22 protein-coding genes and 1 tRNA gene are annotated in these 24,240 nt (G+C 70.2%); 10 read left to right on the top strand and 13 right to left on the bottom strand.

What is annotated here, in order from left to right; translation table 11 throughout:
• The first annotated feature begins 6 nt into the window (after window positions 1–6).
• Together sdhA and MZC64_RS10580 are read left to right on the top strand one after the other, a co-directional pair.
• Window positions 7–1,758, top strand: coding sequence for a succinate dehydrogenase flavoprotein subunit (gene sdhA, locus MZC64_RS10585; RefSeq protein WP_247763261.1), 1,752 nt, complete (start codon window positions 7–9; stop codon window positions 1,756–1,758).
• The gene (locus tag MZC64_RS10580; protein WP_247763260.1) at window positions 1,758–2,540 is read left to right on the top strand and encodes a succinate dehydrogenase iron-sulfur subunit; all 783 of its coding nucleotides are present in this window, start codon (window positions 1,758–1,760) and stop codon (window positions 2,538–2,540) included. Before sdhA ends, MZC64_RS10580 begins: the two co-directional genes overlap by 1 nt.
• 94 nt (window positions 2,541–2,634) lie before the next feature.
• Here MZC64_RS10580 and MZC64_RS10575 read toward each other — a convergent pair whose 3' ends face one another.
• A complete protein-coding gene (locus tag MZC64_RS10575) occupies window positions 2,635–2,982 on the bottom strand; it encodes a hypothetical protein (RefSeq protein WP_247763259.1) in 348 nt (115 codons plus the stop codon).
• A gap of 43 nt (window positions 2,983–3,025) precedes the next feature.
• Entirely contained in the window at window positions 3,026–3,271 is a 246-nt protein-coding gene (locus tag MZC64_RS10570; RefSeq protein ID WP_247763258.1) for an SCO4848 family membrane protein, read from the bottom strand.
• Window positions 3,272–3,331: 60 nt separating this feature from the next.
• Here MZC64_RS10570 and MZC64_RS10565 point away from each other — a divergent pair, with 60 nt between their 5' ends.
• The 3 genes from MZC64_RS10565 to MZC64_RS10555 all read left to right on the top strand — a co-directional run bounded on the left by MZC64_RS10565 (window position 3,332) and on the right by MZC64_RS10555 (window position 6,418).
• Window positions 3,332–4,654, top strand: coding sequence for a D-alanyl-D-alanine carboxypeptidase family protein (locus MZC64_RS10565; protein ID WP_247763257.1), 1,323 nt, complete (start codon window positions 3,332–3,334; stop codon window positions 4,652–4,654).
• A gap of 208 nt (window positions 4,655–4,862) precedes the next feature.
• Window positions 4,863–5,270, top strand: coding sequence for a YciI family protein (locus MZC64_RS10560; RefSeq protein ID WP_247763256.1), 408 nt, complete (start codon window positions 4,863–4,865; stop codon window positions 5,268–5,270).
• Window positions 5,267–6,418 (top strand): RNA polymerase sigma factor, encoded by a 1,152-nt coding sequence (locus MZC64_RS10555; protein ID WP_247763255.1) that lies wholly within the window; start codon window positions 5,267–5,269, stop codon window positions 6,416–6,418. Before MZC64_RS10560 ends, MZC64_RS10555 begins: the two co-directional genes overlap by 4 nt.
• 22 nt (window positions 6,419–6,440) lie before the next feature.
• Here the strand turns inward: MZC64_RS10555 and yhjD are convergent, their stop codons facing one another.
• The 5 genes from yhjD to MZC64_RS10530 all read right to left on the bottom strand — a co-directional run bounded on the left by yhjD (window position 6,441) and on the right by MZC64_RS10530 (window position 12,452).
• The gene (gene yhjD, locus MZC64_RS10550; RefSeq protein ID WP_247763254.1) at window positions 6,441–7,466 is read right to left on the bottom strand and encodes an inner membrane protein YhjD; all 1,026 of its coding nucleotides are present in this window, start codon (window positions 7,464–7,466) and stop codon (window positions 6,441–6,443) included.
• A 62-nt stretch (window positions 7,467–7,528) separates the two neighbouring features.
• Entirely contained in the window at window positions 7,529–8,560 is a 1,032-nt protein-coding gene (gene trpS / locus MZC64_RS10545; protein ID WP_247763253.1) for a tryptophan--tRNA ligase, read from the bottom strand.
• 38 nt (window positions 8,561–8,598) lie between these two features.
• The gene (locus MZC64_RS10540) at window positions 8,599–8,823 is read right to left on the bottom strand and encodes a hypothetical protein (RefSeq protein WP_247763252.1); all 225 of its coding nucleotides are present in this window, start codon (window positions 8,821–8,823) and stop codon (window positions 8,599–8,601) included.
• Between the two features lie 206 nt (window positions 8,824–9,029).
• Window positions 9,030–11,531: a bifunctional FO biosynthesis protein CofGH gene (locus MZC64_RS10535; protein ID WP_247763251.1), complete on the bottom strand. Its 2,502-nt coding sequence runs from the start codon at window positions 11,529–11,531 to the stop codon at window positions 9,030–9,032.
• A gap of 123 nt (window positions 11,532–11,654) precedes the next feature.
• Window positions 11,655–12,452 (bottom strand): exodeoxyribonuclease III, encoded by a 798-nt coding sequence (locus MZC64_RS10530; RefSeq protein ID WP_247763250.1) that lies wholly within the window; start codon window positions 12,450–12,452, stop codon window positions 11,655–11,657.
• Between the two features lie 149 nt (window positions 12,453–12,601).
• Between MZC64_RS10530 and MZC64_RS10525 the strand changes: the two genes are divergently transcribed.
• Window positions 12,602–12,684: transfer RNA gene (locus MZC64_RS10525), tRNA-Leu, on the top strand.
• Between the two features lie 80 nt (window positions 12,685–12,764).
• On the opposite strand, the gene MZC64_RS10520 is transcribed toward MZC64_RS10525, so the two are convergent.
• The 3 genes from MZC64_RS10520 to MZC64_RS10510 all read right to left on the bottom strand — a co-directional run bounded on the left by MZC64_RS10520 (window position 12,765) and on the right by MZC64_RS10510 (window position 16,514).
• On the bottom strand, window positions 12,765–13,679 hold the full coding sequence (locus tag MZC64_RS10520) for a S1 family peptidase (protein WP_247763249.1): 915 nt from the start codon (window positions 13,677–13,679) through the stop codon (window positions 12,765–12,767).
• A gap of 137 nt (window positions 13,680–13,816) precedes the next feature.
• Window positions 13,817–16,054: a catalase/peroxidase HPI gene (gene katG, locus MZC64_RS10515; RefSeq protein ID WP_247763248.1), complete on the bottom strand. Its 2,238-nt coding sequence runs from the start codon at window positions 16,052–16,054 to the stop codon at window positions 13,817–13,819.
• A 28-nt stretch (window positions 16,055–16,082) separates the two neighbouring features.
• Complete coding sequence (locus MZC64_RS10510; RefSeq protein WP_247763247.1) at window positions 16,083–16,514, bottom strand: Fur family transcriptional regulator; 432 nt, start codon at window positions 16,512–16,514, stop codon at window positions 16,083–16,085.
• A gap of 154 nt (window positions 16,515–16,668) precedes the next feature.
• Here MZC64_RS10510 and MZC64_RS10505 point away from each other — a divergent pair, with 154 nt between their 5' ends.
• On the top strand, window positions 16,669–18,780 hold the full coding sequence (locus MZC64_RS10505) for a tetratricopeptide repeat protein (protein WP_247763246.1): 2,112 nt from the start codon (window positions 16,669–16,671) through the stop codon (window positions 18,778–18,780).
• Here the strand turns inward: MZC64_RS10505 and MZC64_RS10500 are convergent.
• Window positions 18,777–19,655 carry an SGNH/GDSL hydrolase family protein gene (locus MZC64_RS10500; protein ID WP_247763245.1) on the bottom strand — a complete coding sequence of 293 codons (879 nt, stop codon included), beginning with the start codon at window positions 19,653–19,655 and terminating at the stop codon, window positions 18,777–18,779. The two genes, MZC64_RS10505 and MZC64_RS10500, sit on opposite strands and share 4 nt — an antisense overlap.
• A 202-nt stretch (window positions 19,656–19,857) precedes the next feature.
• Between MZC64_RS10500 and MZC64_RS10495 the strand changes: the two genes are divergently transcribed.
• The gene (locus MZC64_RS10495; protein WP_247763244.1) at window positions 19,858–20,769 is read left to right on the top strand and encodes an SDR family oxidoreductase; all 912 of its coding nucleotides are present in this window, start codon (window positions 19,858–19,860) and stop codon (window positions 20,767–20,769) included.
• A gap of 6 nt (window positions 20,770–20,775) precedes the next feature.
• Here the strand turns inward: MZC64_RS10495 and MZC64_RS10490 are convergent, their stop codons facing one another.
• Window positions 20,776–21,909: a monodechloroaminopyrrolnitrin synthase PrnB family protein gene (locus MZC64_RS10490; RefSeq protein WP_308300983.1), complete on the bottom strand. Its 1,134-nt coding sequence runs from the start codon at window positions 21,907–21,909 to the stop codon at window positions 20,776–20,778.
• A 35-nt stretch (window positions 21,910–21,944) separates the two neighbouring features.
• Between MZC64_RS10490 and MZC64_RS10485 the strand changes: the two genes are divergently transcribed.
• Together MZC64_RS10485 and MZC64_RS10480 are read left to right on the top strand one after the other, a co-directional pair.
• Window positions 21,945–22,394, top strand: a complete 450-nt coding sequence (locus MZC64_RS10485; protein ID WP_247763243.1) for a YdeI/OmpD-associated family protein — start codon at window positions 21,945–21,947, stop codon at window positions 22,392–22,394.
• A 152-nt stretch (window positions 22,395–22,546) separates the two neighbouring features.
• Window positions 22,547–23,578, top strand: a complete 1,032-nt coding sequence (locus MZC64_RS10480) for an alcohol dehydrogenase catalytic domain-containing protein (protein WP_247763242.1) — start codon at window positions 22,547–22,549, stop codon at window positions 23,576–23,578.
• Here MZC64_RS10480 and MZC64_RS10475 read toward each other — a convergent pair.
• The gene (locus MZC64_RS10475) at window positions 23,575–24,153 is read right to left on the bottom strand and encodes a TetR/AcrR family transcriptional regulator (RefSeq protein ID WP_247763241.1); all 579 of its coding nucleotides are present in this window, start codon (window positions 24,151–24,153) and stop codon (window positions 23,575–23,577) included. The genes MZC64_RS10480 and MZC64_RS10475 overlap by 4 nt on opposite strands.
• Window positions 24,154–24,240 lie beyond the last annotated feature (87 nt).

Here is a 24,240-nt window from a genome sequence, read left to right as displayed (position 1 = left end):
CCCACCATGCAGTTCCACAAGTACGACGTCATCATCGTCGGCGCTGGTGGCGCCGGGATGCGGGCCGCGATCGAATCCGGCCAGCGCGCCCGCACCGCGGTGCTCACCAAGCTCTACCCGACCCGGTCGCACACCGGCGCGGCCCAGGGCGGCATGTGCGCCGCGCTGGCCAACGTCGAGGAGGACAACTGGGAGTGGCACACCTTCGACACGGTCAAGGGTGGCGACTACCTGGTTGACCAGGACGCCGCGGAGATCATGGCCAAGGAGGCCATCGACGCGGTGCTCGACCTGGAGAAGATGGGCCTGCCGTTCAACCGCACGCCCGAGGGCAAGATCGACCAGCGCCGCTTCGGCGGGCACACCCGCAACCACGGCGAGGCCGCCGTGCGCCGGGCTTGCTACGCCGCCGACCGCACCGGTCACATGATCCTGCAGACGCTGTACCAGAACTGCGTCAAGCACGGCATCGAGTTCTTCAACGAGTACTACGTGCTCGACATCTGCCTGACCGAGACCGACAACGGCCCGGTCTGCACCGGCGCGGTCGCCCTGGAGCTGGCCACCGGCGAGATCCACGTCTTCCAGGCCAAGGCGGTCGTGTTCGCCTCCGGCGGGTTCGGCAAGGTCTTCAAGACCACCTCGAACGCGCACACCCTCACCGGTGACGGCATGGGCATCGTCTTCCGCAAGGGCCTGCCGCTGGAGGACATGGAGTTCTACCAGTTCCACCCGACCGGCCTGGCCGGCCTGGGCATCCTGCTCACCGAGGGCGCCCGCGGCGAGGGCGGCATCCTGCGCAACTCCTCCGGCGAGCGGTTCATGGAGCGCTACGCGCCCACCATCAAGGACCTCGCGCCGCGGGACATGGTCGCCCGCGCGATGGCCACCGAGGTGCGCGAGGGCCGCGGCGCCGGCCCGCACAAGGACTACGTCTACCTCGACCTGACCCACCTGGGCGCCGAGGTGCTGGACGCGAAGCTGCCCGACATCACCGAGTTCTCCCGCACCTACCTGGGCATCGACCCGGTGACCGAGCAGGTGCCGGTCTACCCGACCGCGCACTACGCGATGGGCGGCATCCCGACCAAGATCTCCGGCGAAGTGTTGCGGGACAACGACAACGTGGTCCCCGGCCTCTACGCCGCCGGTGAGTGCGCGTGCGTGTCCGTGCACGGCGCGAACCGGCTGGGCACCAACTCGCTGCTGGACATCAACGTCTTCGGCCGCCGCGCGGGCATCGCCGCCGCGGAGTACGCCAAGACGGTCGAGCACACCGAGCTGCCGGACAACCCGGCCACGCTGGTGCAGACCATGGTCAGCGGGATGCTGTCGGCCGACGGCGGCGAGCGGGTGGCCGACATCCGCGGCGAGCTGCAGACCACGATGGACCTCAACGCGTCGGTGTACCGCACCGAGGAGACCCTCAAGCAGGCCCTGCACGACGTGCAGGCGCTGAAGGAGCGGTACGCGCGGGTGGCCATCCAGGACAAGGGCAAGCGGTTCAACACGGATCTGCTGGAAGCGATCGAGCTGGGCTTCCTGCTGGAGCTGGCCGAGGTGCTGGTGCAGGGCGCGATCAACCGCAAGGAGTCCCGCGGCGGGCACGCCCGCGAGGACTACCAGCAGCGCGACGATGTGAACTTCCTGCGGCACACCATGGCCTACAAGCACGGTGAGGGCCTGGCCGCGGACATCCGCCTGGACTACAAGCCCGTCACCATCACCCGTTACCAGCCGATGGAGCGCAAGTACTGATGACCGCGACTGCTGAGGCCCCCGCGGCGGGTTCCCGCGGCGCCCTTCCCCCCGCCCCCGAGGGGTCCACGCTCGTCACCGTCCGGATCCGGCGTTTCACCCCGGAGACCGACGCGGAGCCGCGCTGGGAGTCCTTCTCGGTGCCCGCGCTGCCCACCGACCGGGTGCTCAACCTGCTGCACTACGTGAAGTGGTACGTCGACGGCTCGCTGACCTTCCGCCGCTCCTGCGCGCACGGCGTCTGCGGCTCGGACGCGATGCGGATCAACGGCGTGAACCGGCTGGCCTGCAAGGTCCTGGTCAAGGACCTGATGGCGAAGAAGGGCAAGCCGACCACGATCACCCTGGAGCCGATCAAGGGCCTGCAGGCCGAGAAGGACCTCCTGGTGGACATGGAGCCCTTCTTCGAGGCCTTCCGGGCGGTCAAGCCGTACCTGATCAACTACGGCCAGGACCCGTCCAAGGAACGCATCCAGTCCGCGGCCGACCGCGAACGCTTCGACGACACCACCAAGTGCATCCTGTGCGCCTGCTGCACCACGAGCTGCCCGGTGTACTGGGTGGAGGGCTCGTACTTCGGGCCCGCCGCGATCGTGAACGCGCACCGGTTCATCTTCGACAGCCGGGATGAGGCGGCCGAGGAGCGGCTGGACATCCTCAACGATGTCGACGGTGTCTGGCGCTGCCGGACCACGTTCAACTGCACGGACGCCTGCCCGCGCGGGATCCAGGTGACCAAGGCGATCCAGGAAGTGAAGCGCGCACTGCTCTTCCGCCGCTGACCCACAGCTCAAACCACATTGGCCCAACTGGTACGCCCAGTTGGGCCAATGTGTCGTACCAGTTGGCCCAACTGGGCGCGCGGGGTCGGCGAGGTCAGCGCCAGAAGACGGCTACGCCGACGTTGAGGACGGTGAGGGCGGCCAGGGTGGGGACGAGCCAGCCGGCGATCTTCTGTTTGCTCAGGTTGGCCGCGACGACGGCGCCGATGGCGATCAGGACCAGCAGCTTCACGCCGATCTTGATGTTGTCCACGTCCTTGCCGAGCGGGTAGGCGATGCCGACCAGCGCGACCCCGGTGACCAGCTGCAACAGCACGCCGTGCAGCCAGCCCTTGTTCAGCGGGCCGTCCTTGGCCGTCTTGAGCTGGAGCAGGATCATCCCGACCAGCATCGCCATGCCGAGCAGGTGCAGGAAGATCAGGACAAGCCGCACGAACTCCACGGCGGTCTCCTTCGTGGTGGGAAGAATTCAGCAGTTCTTCAGATCAGCATGCCGTAGTCTGCCTACGTATGGCACGGAAGCCGCGCCACCCCATGACGCCGATCACAGTTCCGAGCACCAGCGACGTGATGACCAGCACCAGGTGCACGGTGAAGAAGCCGGTCGGGGAGCCGTCGGCGGCCCAGGAACGGGCGTCCCGGGAGATGTTCACCAGGAACGTCGGCCAGATCCACCAGCTCCAGAGCGCGAAGGCCAGCAGGAACAGCGAGGCACGGCGGGACAGGATCACCACCGCAGTATTCCGGTGGGCCGAATACCGTTCCCGGGCCGGGGTGGCTAGCCTGCCCTTGTGCCATCTACCGCCCACCGCCCCGCAACGGCGCTGGTCGCCTCTGTCTGCGCGCTGCTGGCTGCCGCGGTGCTGAGCGCTCCGGTCGTGCTGGCCCAGCCGTCGCAGACCACGACGCCGACCTCGTCGAGTCCGTCCGCCTCCTGTCAGGACCGCAGCATTCCGCCGCCCGCGGTGGACATGTCCGAGCAGCCCAAACCCGGTAAGACCGCGCCCGGCCCGCTGCCGGTCCCGGCCAAGCCGGTCGGCGGCTCGCGGCTCTACGACTGCGGCGTGATCACCCCCAGCGGTGCTCCGGCGCCGCCGGGCCCGAACCTGCTCAACGCCCAGTCCTGGGTGGTCGCGGACCTGAACTCAGGCGCGATCATCGCGGCCAAGGACCCGCACGCCCGGCACCGCCCTGCCTCCATCATCAAGGTGCTGACCGCGCTGGTCGCGCTCAAGGAGCTGGACCCCTCGACAGTGATCGTCGGGGAGAAGGCGGACACCGAGCAGGAGGGCAGCAAGGTCGGGGTCGGGGTCGGCGGCAAGTACACCGTCAAGGACCTGATCACCGGCATGATGCTGGACTCGGGCAACGACGCGGCGCACGCGCTGGCCCGCAAGCTCGGCGGCGTGGACGAGACGGTGCGCAAGATGAACCAGCTCGCCCGCCAGCTCGGCGCGCTGGACACCCGGGCGGCCACCCCCTCCGGCCTGGACGGCCCCGGGATGTCCACCTCGGCCTACGACCAGGCGGTCATCTTCAAGGCCGCGCTGAAGAACCCGGAGATCGCCAAGGCGGTCGCCACCAAGTCCTTCAACTTCCCCGGCTACGGCAACAAGCCGGCCTTCAAGGTCAGCAACGACAACCAGCTGCTGGCCCTGTACACCGGCGCGCTGGGCGGCAAGACCGGCTTCACCGACGACGCCAGGCACACCTTCATCGGCGCGGCGGAGAAGGGCGGCCGCCGGCTGGTCGCGGTGCTGATCAGGGCGGAGAAGATCGGCGCCCAGTCGGTCTACACCCAGGCGGCCAAGCTGCTGGACTACGGCTACAGCGTCAAGGCGGCCTCGGAGCCGGTCGGCCAGCTGGTGGAGCGGGCCCCCGCGGAGACCGCGGCCAGCGGTGACGGCGGCGCGGCCCAGGCCAAGCAGGACGGCAACGGCGGCATCACCGCCCCGGAGAACCCCTCCGCCGCCGCGGTCACCCCCTTCGGCAACGTGGGCCTGCCGCTGACCATCGCGGCCGGCGTGTTCGTGATCATCTTCGCCTTCCTCTACGTCCGGAAGAAGCGGGCGAAGGCGGCGGCCCGGGCACGAGCGGCCGCCGCGGCCGTCTGAGCGGCCCGCAGCGACGTCAACGTGACGATGCCGCCCTCCCCACGCCGGGAGGGCGGCATCGTGCTTTTCCGGGCTCTTCCGCAGCTCAGGGGGTTCGGCGAAGAAAATCTGAGAAATCTTGGGCGGTGATGTCGAGATCCCGCGGCCTGCTCCGTCCCTGCCGTGAAAGCGACCACACTGGGTCGCACCAGCACCAAGGAGAACCACAATGGCCAAGTACCTGCTGCTCAAGCACTACAGCGGCGCCCCGGCTGCGGTCAACGACGTGCCCATGGACCAGTGGACCCCGGCAGAGATCTCGGCCCACATCCAGTACATGCAGGACTTCGCGGACCGGCTGACCAAGACCGGCGAGTACGTCGACGGCCAGGCGCTGGCCCCCGAGGGCCTGTGGGTCCAGTACGGCGGCGAGGGACGCCCGCCGGTCACCGACGGCCCGTTCGCCGAGACCAAGGACCTCATCGCGGGCTGGATGGTGATCGACGTCGACAGCCAGCAGCGGGCCATCGAACTGGCCGGTGAGCTGTCCGCCGCGCCAGGGGCCGGCGGCAAGCCGATCCACGAGTGGCTCGAGGTGCGCCCGTTCCACGGCGTGCCGCCGACCATCACCGAATGACCTCGGTGCTGAACGAGGTCCTGCTCCGTAGCCTCACCCCGGGAGTACTCGGCATCCTCGTCCGCCGCGGAGCGGATTTCGCGGCGGCCGAGGATGCCGTGCAGGACGCCCTGGTCGAGGCGCTCCGGGTCTGGCCGGCGGAGGAGCCGCGGGATCCCAAGGGCTGGCTGGTCACCGTGGCCTGGCGCAAGTTCCTGGACGCGACCAGGGCCGAGACCGCCCGCAGGCGGCGGGAAGACCTGGTCGAGGAGGAACCCGCGCCCGGTCCGGCACCCGCGACGGACGACACGCTCCAGCTCTACTTCCTGTGCACGCACCCGTCGCTGACGCCCTCCTCCGCGGTCGCGCTCACCCTGCGCGCCGTGGGCGGGCTGACCACCCGCCAGATCGCCCAGGCATACCTGGTGCCCGAGGCGACCATGGCGCAGCGGATCAGCCGGGCCAAGCGCACTGTCGCCGAGGTGCGTTTCGACCAGTCCGGCGACGTGGCCACCGTGCTGCGGGTGCTCTACCTGGTCTTCAACGAGGGCTACTCCGGCGACGTCGACCTCGCCGCCGAGGCCATCCGGCTCACCCGGCAGCTCGTGGCCGCCATCGACCACCCCGAGGTGGCCGGGCTGCTCGCGCTGATGCTGCTGCACCACGCCCGGCGCGCCGCCCGGACCACGCCGGAGGGCGAGCTGGTGCCGCTGGCCGAGCAGGACCGCACCCGGTGGGACACCACCCTGATCGCCGAGGGTGTGGCCATCCTGCAGGCGGCGCTGGCCAGGGACCGGCTGGGCGAGTTCCAGGCCCAGGCGGCCATCGCGGCCCTGCACGCCGACGCGCCCGCCGCCGCGGAGACCGACTGGGTGCAGATCGTGGAGTGGTACGACGAACTCGCCCAGCTGACCGACAGCCCGGTTGTCCGGCTCAACCGGGCGGTGGCCGTTGGCGAGGCCGACGGACCGCGGGCCGGACTGGCGGCCTTGGCCGCGCTGGACGGCTCGCTGCCGCGTTACACCGCGGTAGCGGCCTACCTGCACGAGCGGGACGGCGATCTGGCCACGGCGGCCCGGCTCTACGCCGAGGCCGCCCATCAGGCGACCAACCTGGCCGAGGTCGCCCACCTGACCCGCCAGGCCGCCCGGCTCAACGCCAGCCGCTGACGGGCCGCCGCTCCGGCCTGTTTCAGTCCCGCCGGGAGCGGAACAGGCCGCGCAGCAGCAGTCCGACGGCCGCGCCGATGCCCAGCAGTGCCGCGGTCTGCCGGGGCGCGGGTCCGCCGCGCACCTCCACCACCGGCCGGATCACCGCGGGCGGCGGTGGCTGGATCGGCTCCGCGGCCAGGTTGTCCCGCGCGGTGGCGGTCCAGGCGGTGACGAAGAGCAGGAAGCGGGAGACCAGGTAGATGAAGACCAGCAGACCCAGCAGCGAGCCGAAGGCCGCACCTGCCGGACTGGCGCTGATGCTGCGCAGGTAGATGCCGCCGACCTGCTTGAGCAGCTCGAAGCCGATGGCCGCGGCCAGCGCGCCCTTGAGCGCGCTGCGGGCGCTGACCCGCTTGCGCGGCAGCCAGGCCAGCACCCAGAGGAACACGCCGAAGTTGGCCACCACCGACAGCAGCACGGCCAAGCCGAGGAACAGCACCCTGGGCAGGCCCTGGTTGTGCAGGCCGACGAGGTCGAGCAGGTCCTCGGCGAAGCCCTGGGCCAGCGTGGTCAGCCCGAAACTGACCACCAGCGCCAGGCCAAGGCCGATCAGGGACAGGAAGTCGACCAGGTAGGTGCGCAGCAGCGGCAGCTCCTCGCGGGCCTGACCCCACTGCGCGGTGATCGCGTCGCGCAGGTTGGTCATCCAGCCGACGCCGGAGTACAGCGCGACCGCGAGACCGATGATGCCGACCGCGTACCGCTGGTCGATCGCCTGCTGCACGGCCCTGGTCAGCGTGTCGCTGAGCGCCTTGTCCGGCACCGCGGCGGCCAGCTCGGCCTTGGCCTGGTCCAGCAGCTCGGTGTTGCCGGAGAGCACCAGACCGGCCGCGGCGAAGGCGACCATGAGCACCGGCACCAGCGAGAGCACGCTGAAGTAGGTGATCGCGGCCGCGTAGTGGTCGCCGTAGCGCTCCTGGTACCGCCCGCCGGCCCGGACGAGGTGATCCAGCCAGGGGAATCGCTCCCGCTGCCTGGCGAACCAGGACGGCTTCTCGGTGCTCACCCCGAAACGCTAACCGGGGTGAGCCGCCATTCGCCTGATCAACTCACCCGCACGGCGCAGTGTCAGCCGCCGAGCGGGAGGAAGCCGACCTTCTTGTAGACCTTGGCCAGCGTGCGGGCGGCCACGTGCCTGGCCCGCTCCGCGCCGCGCTGCATGATCTTGTCCAGCTCGGCCTTGTCGTCCAGGTACGCCTTGACCTTGTCCTGGATCGGGGTGACCCACTCGATCACGACCTCGCCGAGGTCCTTCTTGAAGTCCCCGTAGCCCTGCCCGGTGTACTGCGCCTCCAGCTCGGCCACGGACTTGCCGGTGAGCGAGGAGTAGATGGTGAGCAGGTTGGAGATACCCGCCTTGTGCTCGGCGTCGAAGCGGATCTCCCGCTCGGTGTCGGTGACCGCGGAGCGGATCTTCTTCGCCGAGGCCTTCGGGTCGGCCAGCAGCTCGATCACGCCCGCCGGGACCGACTTGCTCATCTTGGCCGTCGGTTCCTGCAGGTCGTAGATCTTGGCCGTGCCCTTGACGATGTGCGCCTCGGGCACGGTGAAAGTGGGGCTGTACCGGGAGTTGAACCGGTTGGCCAGGTCGCGGGTCAGCTCCAGGTGCTGGCGCTGGTCCTCGCCCACCGGCACCCGGTTGGCCTGGTACAGCAGGATGTCCGCGGCCTGCAGGATCGGGTAGGTGAACAGCCCGACGCTGACATGCTCGGCGGCCTGGCGGGCCGACTTGTCCTTGAACTGGGTCATCCGCCCGGCCTCGCCGAAGCCGGTCAGGCACTGCATCACCCAGCCGAGCTGGGCGTGCTCGGCCACGTGGCTCTGCACGAACAGGGTGGCGCGCTCCGGGTCGATGCCCAGCGCGAGCAGCTGGGCCACCGAGACCCTGGTGCGCTGGCGCAGTTCGGCCGGGTTCTGCTCGACGGTGATCGCGTGCAGGTCGACCACGCAGTAGAAGGCGTCGTGGTCCTCCTGCAGGGCCACCCACTGCCGCAGCGCACCGAGGTAGTTGCCGAGGTGGAAGGAGTCGGCGGTGGGCTGGATTCCGGAGAGCACCCGGGGACGGGGCTCGGCCACGGGGGTGGACACGTCGCTTGGCACGTCCGCGATTCTCGCAGGTGCCGCGATGACCGTGGGAGCTACGGGTTGATTCGCTCGTTGGCCGGGTCGACCTTGGCCTGCCCGCGCAGACCGCGGACCACCCCGGCGACCATGCCGCCGACGCCCAGGGCGACCGCGACGATCGGCACCAGGCCGGTGGTTCCCACCGACGCGGCGACCGCGGCCTGCGCGGTCTCGCCTGCGTTGGCGACTCCGGAAGCGAGAAGACCGGTTGCCGGCACGACCAGGAGCGTGGTGATCACGCGCGGGACGGCACGAGCGGTGCGGCTGCTCACGAGCGTTCCTCCCAAAGCACGGTTAACCCGTTCGAGTGAGGGTACCTGTGGTTCTGCGGGGAAAAGCTACCGAACGTGTCAACCCGCTCATATTTGCCGCCGGTTGCACCTTCGTTACGTGAGGCAGAGTAGCGGGCCGGTGACAACCCGCTTTCACCCGGCTACTTGATCATCTACTGGGCATACGTGGTAGTGCGCTCTCGCGCGGGCCGGTGCACCGCGGCCGCGATCGAGTGAAGCTGCTGGACAGTGCGGGCCGAACCATGCTCTGACCCGGCCATACGGCTGATCGTCTCCTCCATCAGGGTGCCGCCGAGATCGTTCGCGCCGCCGGTGAGCACGTCCGCGGTGCCCTCGTCGCCGAGCTTGACCCAGGAGCACTGGATGTTGCGGATTCGCCCGTGCAGAGCCAGCCGGGCCATCGCGTGCACGGCCCGGTTGTCCCGCCGGGTCGGGCCGGGACGGGCCACCCCGGCGAGGTAGATCGGCGCGTTGCGGTGCACGAAGGGCAACGGCACGAACTCGGTGAAGCCGCCGGTCTCGTCCTGCAGCCTGGCCAGCGTGCGCAGGTGCCCGAGCCAGTGCCCCGGGTGGTCGACGTGGCCGTACATCATCGTGGAGCTGGAGCGGATGCCCAGTTTGTGCGCGGTGCCGACCACTTCCAGCCAGGTCGCGGTGGGCAGCTTGCCCTTGGTCAGCACCCAGCGGACCTCGTCGTCGAGGATCTCCGCGGCGGTGCCGGGGATGGTGTCCAGCCCGGCGTCGCGCAGCTCGGTCAGCCACTCCGCGATGCTGACCCCGGCCTTGGTCGCGCCGCTGACGATCTCCATCGGGCTGAACGCGTGCACGTGCATGCCGGGCACCCGCGCCTTGATCGCGCGCACCAGGTCGGCGTAGCCGGTGACCGGGATTTCCGGGTCGATGCCGCCCTGCATGCAGATCTCGGTGGCGCCCTCGTTCCAGGCTTCCTCGGCCCGGTCGGCGACCTGCTCCGGGCTGAGCCGGAAGGCGTCCGCGTCGCGTTCCCGCTGGGCGAAGGCGCAGAAGCGGCAGCCGACGTAGCAGACGTTGGAGAAGTTGATGTTGCGGTTGACCACGTAGGTGACGTCCGCGCCGATCACCTCGGCGCGCAGCTGGTCGGCCAGCCTGGTCATGGTCTCCAGCGCCGGTCCATCCGCGGTGAACAGGGCCAGCGCGGCGGCGGCGTTGCGCTCCTCCAGCAGCGCGGCCGGATCGGACTCGGCCAGCCGTAAGCCGGCCCGCACGTCCTCGTCCAGCCGCTCCGGGGTGACCGCGCCACCGGCCTGGCTGCGCAGCTCGTCCCAGTCGCCGTAGACGGAGTCGAAGTCGCTGCGGCGGTCCCCGGTGCGGCCCTCGGTGTCGATGCTGGTGTGCAGGTCCACCCGGCCGGTGCCGGCCAGTCCGCCGTCCGGCTCCTGCCACTCGTGCCCGACAACGGGCGCGGCCATGTCGGCCAGCCCGCCCGGCTGGGCCAGCGCGGTGATGTGCGGCAGCACCCGGACGTCGAACCAGGGCTGACCCTGGCGGACGAACTTCGGGTACGCGGTCAGCCGCTCGACCAGGGTGAACCCGGCCTCGGCTGTGGTCGCGGCCAGCGATTCGATCTGCGGCCAGGGCTTCTCCGGGTTGACGTGGTCGGCGGTCAGCGGGGACACGCCGCCCCAGTCGTCGATACCGGCCCGCAGCATCAGCAGGTGCTCGTTGCCGACCAGGTTCGGCGGCGCCTGCACGCTCACCCCCGACGGCATCAGCAGCCGGGCGACCGCGACGGTGGCGGCCAGCTCGCGCAGATCGGCGTCGGGCGCGTGCATCATCGCGGTGCCCGGCTTGGCCAGGAAGTTCTGCACGATGATCTCTTGGATGTGCCCGTATTGCCGGGCGATCTGGCGGATCGCGAGCAAAGATTCGGCGCGCTCAGTGAGATTCTCGCCAATGCCGATCAGGATGCCGGTGGTGAACGGCACGCCGACCCGGCCGGCGTCGGTGATCGAACGCAGCCGGACCGCGGGCTCCTTGTCCGGCGAGCCGTAGTGCGGGCCGCCCGGCTCGCTCCACAGCCGGGTCGCGGTGGTCTCCAGCATCATGCCCATGCTGGGCGCGACCGGCTTGAGCCGCTGGAGTTCCTCCCAGCTCAGCACGCCAGGGTTGAGGTGCGGCAGCAGCCCGGTCTCCTCCAGCACCGCGATCGCGCAGGCGCGGACATAGTCCACAGTGGAGGAATAACCGCGTTCGTCCAGCCACTCCTTGGCCTGCGGCCAGCGCTCCTCCGGCCGATCGCCCAGGGTGAAGAGGGCTTCCTTGCAGCCCATGGCCGCGCCCTGGCGGGCGATCTCGAGCACCTCCTCGCGTTCGAGGTAGGCGCCGGGCACCCGGTGCGGGACGGTGACGAAGGTGCAGTAGTGACAGCGGTCCCGGCACAACCGGGTCAGCGGGATGAACACCTTGCGGCTGTAGGTGACCAGGCCCTCGCGGCCCTCGGCCCGCAGATGCGCGTCCCGCACGGTCGCCGCGGCGGCCAGCAACTGCTCGAACTCCTCGTCCCGCGCGGCCAGCAGCACCGCCGCCTCCGCCGCGTCCAGGCTGACGCCGTCCCGGGCCCGCCGAAGCGCGCGCCGGATCGCCGATGGACTGGGTCGCTGATCATCCGCGGTCACCACAGCAGCCTAGGCACCGGTGGTGACCGGAGGGAACGACGCGCGGGCCGAGGGCGTCGTACCAAATATCACCGAGAATTCGGGAATAAGAAACCAGGGAGTCCCGATGCGACGCGGCTGGGATCAGGCGGCGTAGGTCACCGTGACGGGCGAGTGGTCGGACCAGCGCTCGGCGTAGGTCGCGGCCCGCTCGACCACCGCGGTCCGGGCGCGCCCGGCCAGTCCGGCGGTGGCCAGGTGGTAGTCGATCCGCCAGCCCGAGTCGTTGTCGTATGCCTTGCCGCGGTAGGACCACCAGGTGTACGGCCCAGGCCCCTCGGGCTGGAGCGCGCGGTGCACGTCCACATAGCCGCCCTCGCCCAGCACCCGCCCCAGCCAGGCCCGTTCCTCAGGCAGGAACCCGGACTCCTTCTGGTTGCTCTTCCAGTTCTTGAGATCGATCTCCTGGTGCGCGATGTTCCAGTCCCCACAGACCAGCACCTCCCGCCCCTCGGCCGCGGCCTTCTCCCGGCGCTCGATCAGGTAAGGCAGGAAGCCGGCCATGAACCGCTCCTTCTCCTCCTGGCGCTCGGTCCCGACATCACCACTGGGCAGGTAGAGGCTGCCAACGGTGAGCCCAGGCAGATCCACCTCGGCATAACGCCCACTGCGATCAAACTCGGCCACCCCGAACCCAATCCGCACCGCCGAAGGCTGCTCCCGGGTCAGCAACGACACCCCGGCCCGCCCCTTCAGCTCGCTGTGCGCGTGCACCACATGCCAGCCCTCGGGTTCCCGCACCTCCTCGGTCAACTGCCCCGGCTCAGCCCGCACCTCCTGCAAACACACCACCTGGGCGCTGGTGGCAGCGAGCCAGGGCAGGAAGCCCTTCTTGGCGGCGGCCCGCAGGCCGTTGACATTGACGGTGGAGACGGTCAGCACGGCGCGAGGGTAACCACCACCCCCGACAACCCCCAGCCCACCACGCGGGAAACCCGGTCGGAGCGCCCCGTGGCGGGGGTGATGGAGGGGGTGCGCTAGGCTGGGCGGGACGGAGCCCGCTGACGCTGGTCAACGGGGTCCTTCCACCGGTCCGGGTGGCGGAATGGCAGACGCGCTAGCTTGAGGTGCTAGTCCCCGAAAGGGGGTGGGGGTTCAAGTCCCCCCTCGGACACAAAAAAGTAGCTTGCCTGCGCACTACAGGTGTTCATGTGGTCACTCGGACACGAAAATCCAGCATCATGACGCACGGGGTCAGGTGCCGCTGATCTTGGCTCCGACCGCGGCCAACGCCGTGGTCACCGGCTGGAAGAACGTCACCCCGCCGGACCGGCAATCCCCACTCCCACCCGAAGTCAGCCCAATGGCGCTCCCGTCCTGCGTGAACAGCGACCCACCACTGTCCCCGGGCTCCGCGCACACGGTCGTCTGGATGAGCCCCGTGACCGTCCCCTCCGGGTAGTTCACGGTCGCGCCGAGCGCGGTCACCCGGCCGTTGCGCAGGCCGGTGGTGCTGCCCATGCGGAAGACGCGCTGGTTCACGGTGGCCGCGGCTGCTCGGCGGATTTGCACGATGCGGCCGCCGCCGGTGTCGACCGCGCTGGGGGGTCGGGTGGCGGGGTTGTCGTAGGTGAGGAGGGCGAAGTCGCCGTTGCCGGGGAATCTGGACTGGCGGGCGGTGGCGATGGGGGCGCCGCCCTGGGTCAGGGACCAGCGGCGGGCCGCGGTCACGCAGTGGCCCGCGGTGAGGATGGCGGGGGCGCCGGCGTTGGTGGTGACGTTGAAGCCCAGGGAGCAGCGGGAGTTACCGCTGAAGATGGCGTCGCCGCCTTCGGCGAAGAGGGTGAACTTGCCGGGGGCGCGTTGGACGCGGACCTTGCTCGTGCCGATGGAGCCGACGGTGGACATCAGGGTGTTCCACTTGTCGCCCTTGACGGTGCTGTCCGCGGTGACCACGACCTGGCCGGTCTGGGGATCTTCCGCCCAGGCGGTGCCGGGGATGGATGCCTTGCTGCGCAAGGTTTCCGTGGGTGCGGCGGCGGGGTCTACCGCGTCCGTGTTGGCGGCGTTGGCCTGAGGCAGGGCGATGACCACCGCTGCGGCCAGGGTGATGGTTGCCGCGGTCACCACGATCTTCGGGCGGTTGATCCTCTTGTGTCGAGCGCGCATTCGACGACCTCCTGCACCGGTTCGATTCCGACTTGTGCAGAAGTACGGGTCGAGTGGGTCGCGCAGTTCACCTCAATTGGCGGCGCGGCGCCTCGGCGTCCAGGCCGGCCGGGTGGCGGCCGGCCTGGACGGTCCGATCAGACCAGGTCGAAGCGGTCCAGCTGCATGACCTTGTCCCAGGCGGCGATGAAGTCCTTGACGAACTTCTTCTGGGCGTCATCGCTGGCGTAGACCTCGGCGACGGCGCGCAGCTCGGAGTTCGAGCCGAACACCAGGTCGACGCGGCTGCCGGTCCACTTGACCTCGCCGGTGACGCGGTCGCGGCCCTCGAAGGTCTCCGCGTCGGCGTTGGCCGGCTTCCACTCGGTGTCCATGTCGAGCAGGTTCACGAAGAAGTCGTTGGTCAGCGACTCCACCGCGGTGGTGAGCACACCCAGCGTGGACTGCTGGTGGTTCGCGCCCAGCACGCGCAGGCCGCCCACCAGGACGGTCAGCTCGGGGGCGCTCAGGGTGAGCAGGTTCGCCCGGTCGATGAGCAGGTACTCGGCAGGCAGGCGGTGGCCCTTGCCGCGGTAGTTGCGGAAGCCGTCCGCGGTCGGCTCCAGCGCGGCGAAGGACTCGACGTCGGTCTGGTCCTGCGTGGCGTCGGCGCGGCCGGGGGTGAACGGCACCTGGACGTCGTGGCCGGCGTTCCTGGCGGCCTGCTCGACCGCGGCGGCGCCGCCGAGGACGATCAGGTCGGCGAGGGAGACCTGCTTGCCGCCGGTCTGGGCGCTGTTGAAGCTCTCCTGGATGCCTTCCAGCGTGCGCAGCACGGTGGCCAGCGTGTCCGGACCGTTGACCTCCCAGGCCCGCTGCGGCTCCAGGCGGATGCGGGCGCCGTTGGCCCCGCCGCGCTTGTCACTGCCGCGGAAGGTGGCGGCCGAGGCCCACGCGGTGGAGACGAGCTGGGCGACCGACAGGCCGGAGTCGAGCACCTTGGCCTTGAGCGCGGCCACGTCCTCGGCGTTGATCAGCTCGTGCGTCACCTCGGGGATGACGTCCTGCCACAGCAGCTTCTCCTGCGGCACCAGCGGGCCGAGGTAGCGCTGCAGCGGGCCCATGTCGCGGTGGGTCAGCTTGAACCAGGCACGGGCGAAGGCGTCCGCGAACTGGTCCGGGTGCTCCAGGAACCGGCGCGAGATCGGCTCGTAGATCGGGTCGAAGCGCAGCGCCAGGTCGGTGGTCAGCATGGTCGGCGGGCGGGTGAGCGAGCCGTCCTCGGGGTCGGGCACGGTGTTCGCGCCGCCGCCGTCCTTGGGCTGCCACTGGTGGGCGCCGGCCGGGCTCTTGGTCAGCTCCCACTCGTAGCCGAAGAGGTTCTGGAAGAAACCGTTGCCCCACTTGGTCGGCGTGGCCGTCCAGGTGACCTCGAGACCGCTGGTGATGGTGTCCCGGCCCTTGCCGGAGCCGAAGCTGTTGCGCCAGCCCAGGCCCTGCTCCTCCAGCGGCGCGCCCTCGGGCTCGGCCCCGACGTACTTGTCCGGGTCGGCCGCGCCGTGCGCCTTGCCGAAGGTGTGGCCGCCGGCGATCAGCGCGACGGTCTCCTCGTCGTTCATCGCCATCCGGCCGAAGGTGTCCCGGATGTCGCGGGCCGAGGCCAGCGGGTCCGGGTTTCCGTTGGGGCCCTCGGGGTTGACGTAGATCAGGCCCATCTGGACCGCGGCCAGCGGGTTCTCCAGGTCGCGGTCACCGGAGTAGCGCTCGTCGCCGCCGAGCCAGGTGCGCTCCGGGCCCCAGTACACGTCCTGGTCCGGCTCCCAGACGTCCGCGCGACCGCCGGCGAAGCCGAAGGTGGTGAAACCCATGGTCTCCAGGGCGCGGTTGCCCGTGAAGATCATCAGGTCCGCCCAGGAGATCTTGCGGCCGTACTTCTTCTTCACCGGCCACAGCAGGCGGCGCGCCTTGTCCAGGTTTCCGTTGTCCGGCCAGCTGTTCAGCGGCGCGAAGCGCTGCATGCCCGCGCCGGCGCCACCGCGGCCGTCGTGGGTGCGGTAGGTGCCCGCGCTGTGCCAGGCCATCCGGATCATGAACGGCCCGTAGTGGCCGAAGTCAGCGGGCCACCAGTCCTTGGACGTGGTCAGCACCTCGTCGACATCACGCGCCAGCGCGTCCAGGTCGACGGTCTGGAACTCCGCGGCGTAGTCGAAGTCCCCGTCCATCGGGTTGGCGACCTCGGAGTGCTTGCGCAGGATGGCCAGGTTGAGCTGGTTCGGCCACCAGTCACGGTTGCCGCCGCCCTCGGTCGGGTGACTCAGGCGCCCCGCCGAGACCGGGCACCCGCCCGCGGCTTCCTCATTCATCTCTCCAACAACGGCGTCAGGGCTGTCAGCCACGGGAATCCTTCCAAGATCAAAGGGTTGCTCAGGAACTGGTTGTGGTGGAGCAGCCGGGGCACAGGCCCCAGTAGATGACCTCGGCCTCGTCGATGACGAACCCGTGGTCGTTGGAGGCGGTCAGGCAGGGCGCGGCGCCGACGGCGCAGTCGACATCGGCGATGGCGCCGCAGGACCGGCACACAACGTGGTGGTGGTTGTCCCCGACCCTGGCCTCATAGCGGGCCACCGAACCCGGCGGCTCGATCCGCCGCAGCAGACCCGCCCCGGTCAGCGCCCGCAGCACGTCGTAGACCGCCTGGTGCGACACGGCGCCGAGATCCGTGCGCACCACACCGAGGATGGAATCGGTGTCGGCGTGCGGGTTCGTGTGCACCGCGGCGAGCACCGCCAGCCGCGGCCGGGTCACCCGCAGGGCGGCCCCACGCAACATGCGCTCGAAGTCCGAGGTGGTGGGCACAGGCGGCAGTCTGGCCCATTTTCTGGAATGAATCAAGTTGGCGATCGGCGGGAACCGGGATCGTCGCCGCACGTGGCGGGCTGTCATCCAGCAGAGTTAGGACGCTCGCCCGATAGTGGGCACTTGTTGTTGCCAGTCGGGCAAACTGTGCGCCATGTCGGCCACCCCCGAGGTTCACAACACCGTTGGCGGACCGGTGAGCGGGAACCTGGTGCAGGCCGGGACGATCTACGGCGGGGTCGCGATCTCCGCCGACTGGGTTTGGCCGACACCGCGGCAACTACCGCACTCACCGGGCACGTTCACCGGCCGGGCGGACGAGCTGGCGGCGCTGAGCAAGGCCCTAGATGACGGGGCATCAGCGGGCGCCACCGTGGTGATCTCGGCGCTGAACGGCACCGGCGGGGTGGGCAAGACCTGGCTGGCGCTGCACTGGGCGTACCAGAACCTCGAACGTTTTCCGGACGGTCAGTTGTTCGTCGACCTGAACGGATTCCACCCGGCGGACCCGCCGATGGCGCCGCGGGAGGCCGTGCACGGGTTCCTGACCGCGCTCGGCGTGCCGCCGGACCAGATCCCCGCGGAGGAGCAGGCCCAGCGTGGGCTGTACCGGACCCGGCTGGCTAACCGGAAAGTGCTCATCGTGCTCGACAACGCCCTAGACGGCGCGCAGGTCAAGGACCTGGTGCCCGGCGGGGACACCTGCACCGTGCTCATCACCAGTCGCAACCGGCTGGCCGGGTTGCAGGTCAGCACGCCCTTCCACCCGGTGGACGTCAAGGTCCTCAACGACGAGGCGGCCACAGAACTGCTGGGCCGGCGACTGGGACAGCAGCGGCTGGATGCGGAGCCGGAAGCAACAGCTGAGCTGCTGCACTGGTGTGCCGGGTTGCCGCTGGCGTTGAGCGTCGTAGCTGCCCAGGTGCGCCAGGGCGACCTTTCGCTGGCGAAGCAGGCCAGACTGCTGCGTGATGAGCGTGAGCGACTGGCCGCGCTGGGTGGCACGGAACCGGACTCGGTGCAGACGGTGCTGTCCAGTTCGTACCGGGGTCTGTCCGGCAACCAGAAGAAGGTGTTCGCGTTGCTGGGACTGGCTCCCGGACAGGACATCAGTGTTGCGGCAGCGGCAAGTCTGGCCGGGCTGGCGGAGTCGCGGGTGGAGCGGATCCTCGACGAGTTGGTGGCGGTGTCCCTGCTCCAGTGCGAGCACGAGCGCTACCGCATGCACGACCTGGTGCGCCTGTACGCCAGCAAGGTGGCCGAGGATGAACTTTCCCAGCGGGATCAGGAGCTGGGCCCCCAGCGGCTGTTCGACTTCTACGTGCACATGGCGCACGGCGCGGACCGGCAGCTCATTAAGCACCACATCGAGATTGAGCTGCCCGACCTGCTCGACGGCTGCGTGCCGGTGCCCCCGGCCAGCGAGGCGGAAGCCGAGGCGTGGTTCGCCGCCGAGCACGCCAATCTGATGGCAGCACAGCACCTTGCGGTGCAGCAGCACCGCGATGCGGCGGTGTGGCAGCTGGCCTGGACCATGACCTCGTTCAACCTGGGCCAGGGGCACCTGCACGACAACCACACCATGTGGCGGGCCGGGACCGCAGCTGCCGCGCAGCTGAGCAAAGCCCTCTACCGCACCCAGGCCTACCGGCATCTGGGCCGGGCTTGCGGGCAGCTCGGCAAGCACGATGAGGCGTTGCAGCACCTGGAACGCGGTCTGGAGGTGGCCGCGGCCGACGATGACCAGCTCGGGCAGGCGCACACCCACCGCGCGGTGGCGACGACTTACGCGCTGCGCGAGGACTACCAGCAGGCGCTGCAGCATTCCCGCGAGGCGATGCGGCTCTACGACCAGCTCGCGCACAGCGTCAGCGGCGCGCACGCGCTCAACGAGGTCGGCTGGTACACCGCGCTGCTCGGCGACCTGACCACCGCTCAGGAGCACTGCGCGGCAGCGTTGGCCCGCTGCCAGCAGGACAACAGCCAGCGCGGCATCCCTCGTTGCCTGCTCAGCCTCGGCTACATCGCCTTCCGCACCGGCGACCTGGACCAGGCGATCGACCTTTACCAGCAAGCCCTGGCACTGTGCCGGCAGCGGACCGATGCCGCCACCGAGGCAGACGTGCTGGTCCGCCTCGGTGACGCCCTGGCCAGCAGGGATCCGGATGCGGCACAAGCCGCGTGGAAGCAGGCGCTGGAGCTGTTCGTGCAGCAGCGGCGTGGGTTGGAAGCCGAGCGGATGCGGGTGCTGATCGACCGGTCTTAACGCAGTGCGTCGGCGGTCAGGCCGCCGACGTAGTCCTGGCCCAGCGCGTTCGGGTGCACCGGCACCGACAGCGAGGTCGGGATCAGGCCCTCGACCCACTTCGTGCCCGGCAGCTGGCACACGTCGTGCCCGGTCACCAGGCCCGGGTTGACGAAGGTGGCGCCCGCGGCCTTGGCCCAGCCGCCGATGCTGGTGTTCAGGTGGGCCTGGACCGTCTCGAAGTAGGCCACGTCGCCTGCGGCGATCGGGACGAGCGGCCAGCAGCCCTTGCTGGGCGGGAGGATGCGGAGGTAGCCGACTACGGCGATGCGGGCCTTGGGGGACTTGGCTTTGATGCCGGTGAGGACCTTGGTGAGTTTGGGGCCCAGGTCGGCGATGCGGCGCTGGAGCTGGTCGCCGTCCTGGGTGAAGTGCTTCTTGCAGGGGGCGCCCGCGGGGTCGGTGACGCTGAGGGTGGCGCAGGTCAGGACGATCTCGGCGAAGCCGATGTCGTTGCCGCCGATGGTCAGGGTGACCAGGTCGGTGTCGGGGGTCAGGGAGTCGAACTGGGGTGGGTTGACGCCCAGGGGGACCTGTTGGGGGGCGGTCATGTCAGGAGTGGTGGCGGCGCCGCAGGTGCGGTCGACGAAGGTCTTCGGCTTGAGCCGGGCGGCCAGCCGGGCCGGGTAGTTGTCCTTGGAGCGGGCGCAGCCCACCGGGTCGAGGTGGATGTTGGTCAGGGTGCCGACGGAGGCGAAGGAGTCGCCCAGCGCCACGTAGCGCGCGACGCCGGCCGGCGCGGCGGCGGCGATGGCAGACGCGGCGGGCAGGGCCATCGTCGCGGCCAGGCCGGCCGCGAGCAGGAAGCGACCGGGAGCACGAACACCTGAAGCCATGGGGACCTTCCCTACTCACGAGTAGCAAGATGGGGCGAGCGTGGCCGGTGACGCCGATCACAGTCAAGGGTGGGCGAATTAAATACGTAGCCGCACTGGAGAGGCTGGGGTCACAGATAGCAGACCGGCGGTTCGTTGCTAGAAGACCGGTGGGCTGTTAACTTGGGGGAGGTAACAGACCGGCGGATCTTTAGGAGTTGTCATGTACCGGGTTCCTGATCAGAGTGGGCGGCGGATCGTGGTGACCGGGGCGAACAGCGGCACCGGCAAGGAGGCCACCGCACGGCTGGCGGCGGCCGGGGCGCGGGTGGTCATGGCGGTGCGCACGCCGGCCAAGGGCGAGGCGGCCAAGGCGGAGATCCTGGCGCGGGTGCCCTCGGCCCAGCTGGAGGTCAGGCGGGTCGATCTGGCCGATCTGGGCAGTGTGCGGGCGTTCGCGCGGGAGCTGGCTGAGCAGGGCGAGCCGGTGCACACGCTGGTCAACAACGCCGGGGTGATGGCCCCGCCCACCCGGATGACCACCGCGGACGGGTTCGAGCTGCAGTTCGGCAGCAACTTCCTCGGGCCGTTCGCGCTGACGAACCTGGTGCTGCCGTTGCTGTTGCGCGCCGATTCGCCCCGGGTGGCGACCATGGCCAGCGGCACCGCGAACTTCGGTCGGATCCACTTCGACGACCTGCAGTTCGCCGGGCGATACCGCCCTGTCTTCTCCTACGCGCAGTCCAAGCTGGCCAACTTGCTGATGGCCCGGCGCCTGGCCGCGGTCGCCACCGAGCGCGGCTGGGACCTGCTCAGCACCGGCGCGCACCCCGGCTACACCCGGACGAACCTGCAGACCAGCGGCCCCAACCTGGGGCGGGCCCGGCAGCGCACGCTGTTCCGCGGCGACTTCACCCTGCTGCCCTCCCAGGGCGTCGCGCAGGGCACCGAGCCGTTGCTGTTCGCGGCGGCGGATCCGGCGGCGGAGCAGGGCGCCTACTACGGGCCGCGGCACCTCGGGCTGGTCGGGCCGACGATCAAGGCGGGGTTGCCGCGCAGCACGCGTGGGGTGGATCTGGCGGCGTCGTTGTGGGCGGTCGCCGAGGAGTTGACCGGGACCGCGTTGCCGGTGTGAGGCGGGTCAGGCGCAGCGGTCGCGGAGCTGGTCCAGGCGGGTGCGCGCGGTGGTCAGGCCGGGGCGGTCCCTGGCGGCGCGCAGGTCGGCCAGCCGGGCCAGGGACTCGATCACCACGGCCAGCGGTGGGCCGCTGGCGGTCAGGTCCTCCTGACGGCTGGGCGGGGCCTGCTGGGCCGGGACCTCCAGGTACGGCTTGACCAGTTGGTGGTGGTGGAAGGTGTAGGCGGCGGCGTGCGCCCGGCAGACCGCCAGGAAGAGTTCCGCGTTGGCGCGGAGCTGGGGCGGCATGGGCTCGGCTGACTCGCGCAGGAAGGCGGTCAGCAGGGGTTCGGTCCGCAGCGCGGCGCGCAGCAGCGGCTGGTCCTCCGGCGGCAGGTACGGGGCCTTCTCGCTGAGCAGATGCTGGTAGAACGGGTCTTCTGGACGGCACAGGCCCAGCAGCAGGTCGATCTCGTTGACCGCGGCGAAGTCGCCCGCGTTGGCGCCGCGGTACTCGATGCCGTTGACCCGGTAGGACTTGAAGTACGGGCGGATGTTGAAGAAGAACCGGTCCACGTCCAGTTCCTTGGCCAGGCTTTGGTTGAACCGCAACACATCCAGCAGCGCGACGCGGGCCTCCTCCAGCAGGTAGCCCGCCAGCGGGTTGCCCACGCCCAGGGTGGGAATGCGGCGCAGCGCGGTGGCCGCGCGCTGGTAGGCCAGCACGGCCAGGCCGTTGTACTCGATGAAGATCCGCTCGTCGGGCAGGGTGGTGAAGGTGCGGTAGCCCGCGCGGCCTGCCAGGTTGTACAGCGACTGGTGCGCGAAGACGTAGCGTGGCGCGACGCCCAGGGCCAGGCCGATCCGGTTGGCCACGGCGTGCGCCGGGGTCAGCTCGGCCGCGCTGCCGACCTCGTGCCTGCGGCAGGCGCCCAAGTAGAAACCGACCAGACCGAGCAGGTCGTAGCTGGTGACCGGGTCCAGCTCGGCGATCAGCGTGGCGCCCTGGGTCACGATCGTGTGTTTGAGTCGGTCGATGTCGGGGTCACCGAGCAGGATCTCGGTGTGGGCGGCGAAGTAGCGCTGCTCCAGTTCGGTGTTGAGGTCGGCGAACCGCGTGCGGATCCAGTGGTCGAGACGATCCGCGGCAGTGGTCACGATCGCGTTGGTACCACAGTGGAAAGGGCACCGCGATGAAGTTTCTGACCACCGTTGAGCTGGGCGGCAAGACCGCGACCGGGCTGCGGGTGCCGGTCGAGGTGGTGGAGGTGCTCGACGCGGGCAAGCGGCCCGCCGTGCTGGTCACCATCGGCGGGCACCGCTACCGCAGCACGGTCGCGGTGATGGGCGGGGAGTACTGGCTGCCGCTGAGCGCGGAGAACCGCACCGCGGCGGGGGTGGCGGCGGGTGACCGGATCGAGGTGACGGTGGCCCTGGACACCGCGCCGCGCACGGTGGAGGTGCCCGCGGACCTGGCCGCCGCGCTGGCCGCCGAACCCGCGGCCGCGGAGTTCTTCCGGGGCCTGTCCTACAGCAACCAGCGCTGGCACACGCTCAACATCGACGGCGCGAAGACCGCGGAGACCAGGGCCCGGCGGATCGCGAAGTCGGTCGAGCTGCTCAAGGAGGGCAAGGCGCGCTGAGCGGTCACGCGATCACCGTGTCGCCCTCGGCCCACAGCCCACGCACCGCCGGGATGCGGGTGCCGGCGCGGTAGCGACGAGGCCGAGCAAGGACCGCCGACCAGTCAAGGTGTCGCTTGACAGAGTTTAAGACGACCGGTCATATTGACGCCATGACCACTGATTCCAAGACCACCTACCGCGCTGTCGAGGCGCGGGGTTCCCGGCAGTTCACGCTGGTCGAGCGGGAGATCCGGGAGCCGGCCCCCGGCGAGGTGCGGCTGCGCGCGCTGGCCTGCGGTGTCTGCCACACCGACGCGATGGCGGCCGAGGGGCTGCGCGAAGACCCGAGCCAGCCGATCGTGCCTGGACACGAGATCGTCGGGGTGATCGAGGTGGTCGGCGCCGGGGTGCGCGGCTGGCAGACCGGTGAGCGGGTCGGCGTGGGCTTCCTCGGCGGGCACTGCGGGGCCTGCCAGTCCTGCCGCCGGGGCGACTTCGTGAACTGCGCGGACCAGCCGCGCACCGGCACCAGCGTGGACGGCGGGTACGCCGAGGTGGTCTACGCGCGGGCGTCCGGGCTGGTCCGGATCCCGGACGAGTTGTCGGCGGTGGAGGCCGCGCCGCTGCTGTGCGCTGGGCTGACCACCTACAGCGCGCTGGCCGGCCTGGACGCGCGGCCCGGCGCGCTGGTGGCCGTGCAGGGCATCGGCGGACTCGGGCACCTGGGGCTGCAGTACGCCCGCGCGCTCGGCTACCGGGTGGCGGCCATCGCCAGGGGCACCGACAAGGCGGCGCTGGCGGCCGAACTGGGCGCGGAGCACTACATCGACAGCCGGACCGAGGACCCCGGCGAGGCCCTGCAGCGGCTCGGCGGCGCGGCCGCGATCGTGGCCACCGCCTCCAGCGGGGCCTCGATGTCACCGCTGATCACCGGGCTGGCGCCGCGGGGCGTGCTGCTGGTGCTCGGCGCGGCAGGCGACCCGATCATGGTGAACACCACCGACCTGATCTTCGGCACCCGGTCGATCACCGGCTGCCTGACCGGTTCCTCGATCGAGAACGAGGACAACCTGGCCTTCAGCGTGCGCGGCGGGATCCGGGCGATGAACGAGGTGCTGCCGCTGAGCGAGGCGCCCAAGGCCTACGAGCACATGCTCTCCGGCAACGCCCGCTTCCGCGTGGTGCTCGATCTGACGGCTTAGCCCACGGCGAGCAGGTCGTCGAACACGACCGCGAAGAAGTCCTCGAATGCCTGCCCGGACCGCACCACCTTGGTCCGCAACACCGTGCCCTGCCAGGCGTTGAGCACGAACCGGGCCACCCGGTCCGGGTCCAGCCCTGCGGGCGCGGCGCCCTCGGCCTGCGCCTCCCGCACCAGGTCGGCGATCGCCCCGGACCAGGCGCTCAGGTCGGTGTCCACCTCGGCCCGGATCGCCGCGCTGTGATCGGCCTGCTCGGAGCCCATGTTGCCGATCAGGCAGCCGCGGGTGAACTCGTTGCCCACCATGACATCCCGCATGATCCCGAACCGCGCCCGCAACCGCTCCAGCGGCGCGGCTCCGGGGTCGGCGTCCCGGCTCCACTCCGGGTTGGCCGCGTACCGCCCGATCACCTCGACGCCCAGCTCCTCCTTGCTCCGGAAGTGGTTGTAGAAGGAGCCCTTGGGCACGCCGGCGGCCCGGGTGATGGCGTCCACCGAGCAGGCGGAATAGCCGCTGCGGTGGAACTCGACGAGGGCCGTTTCGACGATGACCTCGCGAACGCTGGGACGTGGCATGAGTTAAATATGACCAGTCGTCTTGAGGGTGTCAAGGCTGGTCGGAGCGGTGGCCGGGCTGGCCGAATGACCGATCCGCCGGCTCGA

Source organism: Crossiella sp. S99.2, assembly GCF_023094165.1.
GTDB lineage: Bacteria > Actinomycetota > Actinomycetes > Mycobacteriales > Pseudonocardiaceae > Crossiella.
This window is presented reverse-complemented; position numbering and strand designations above follow the sequence as displayed.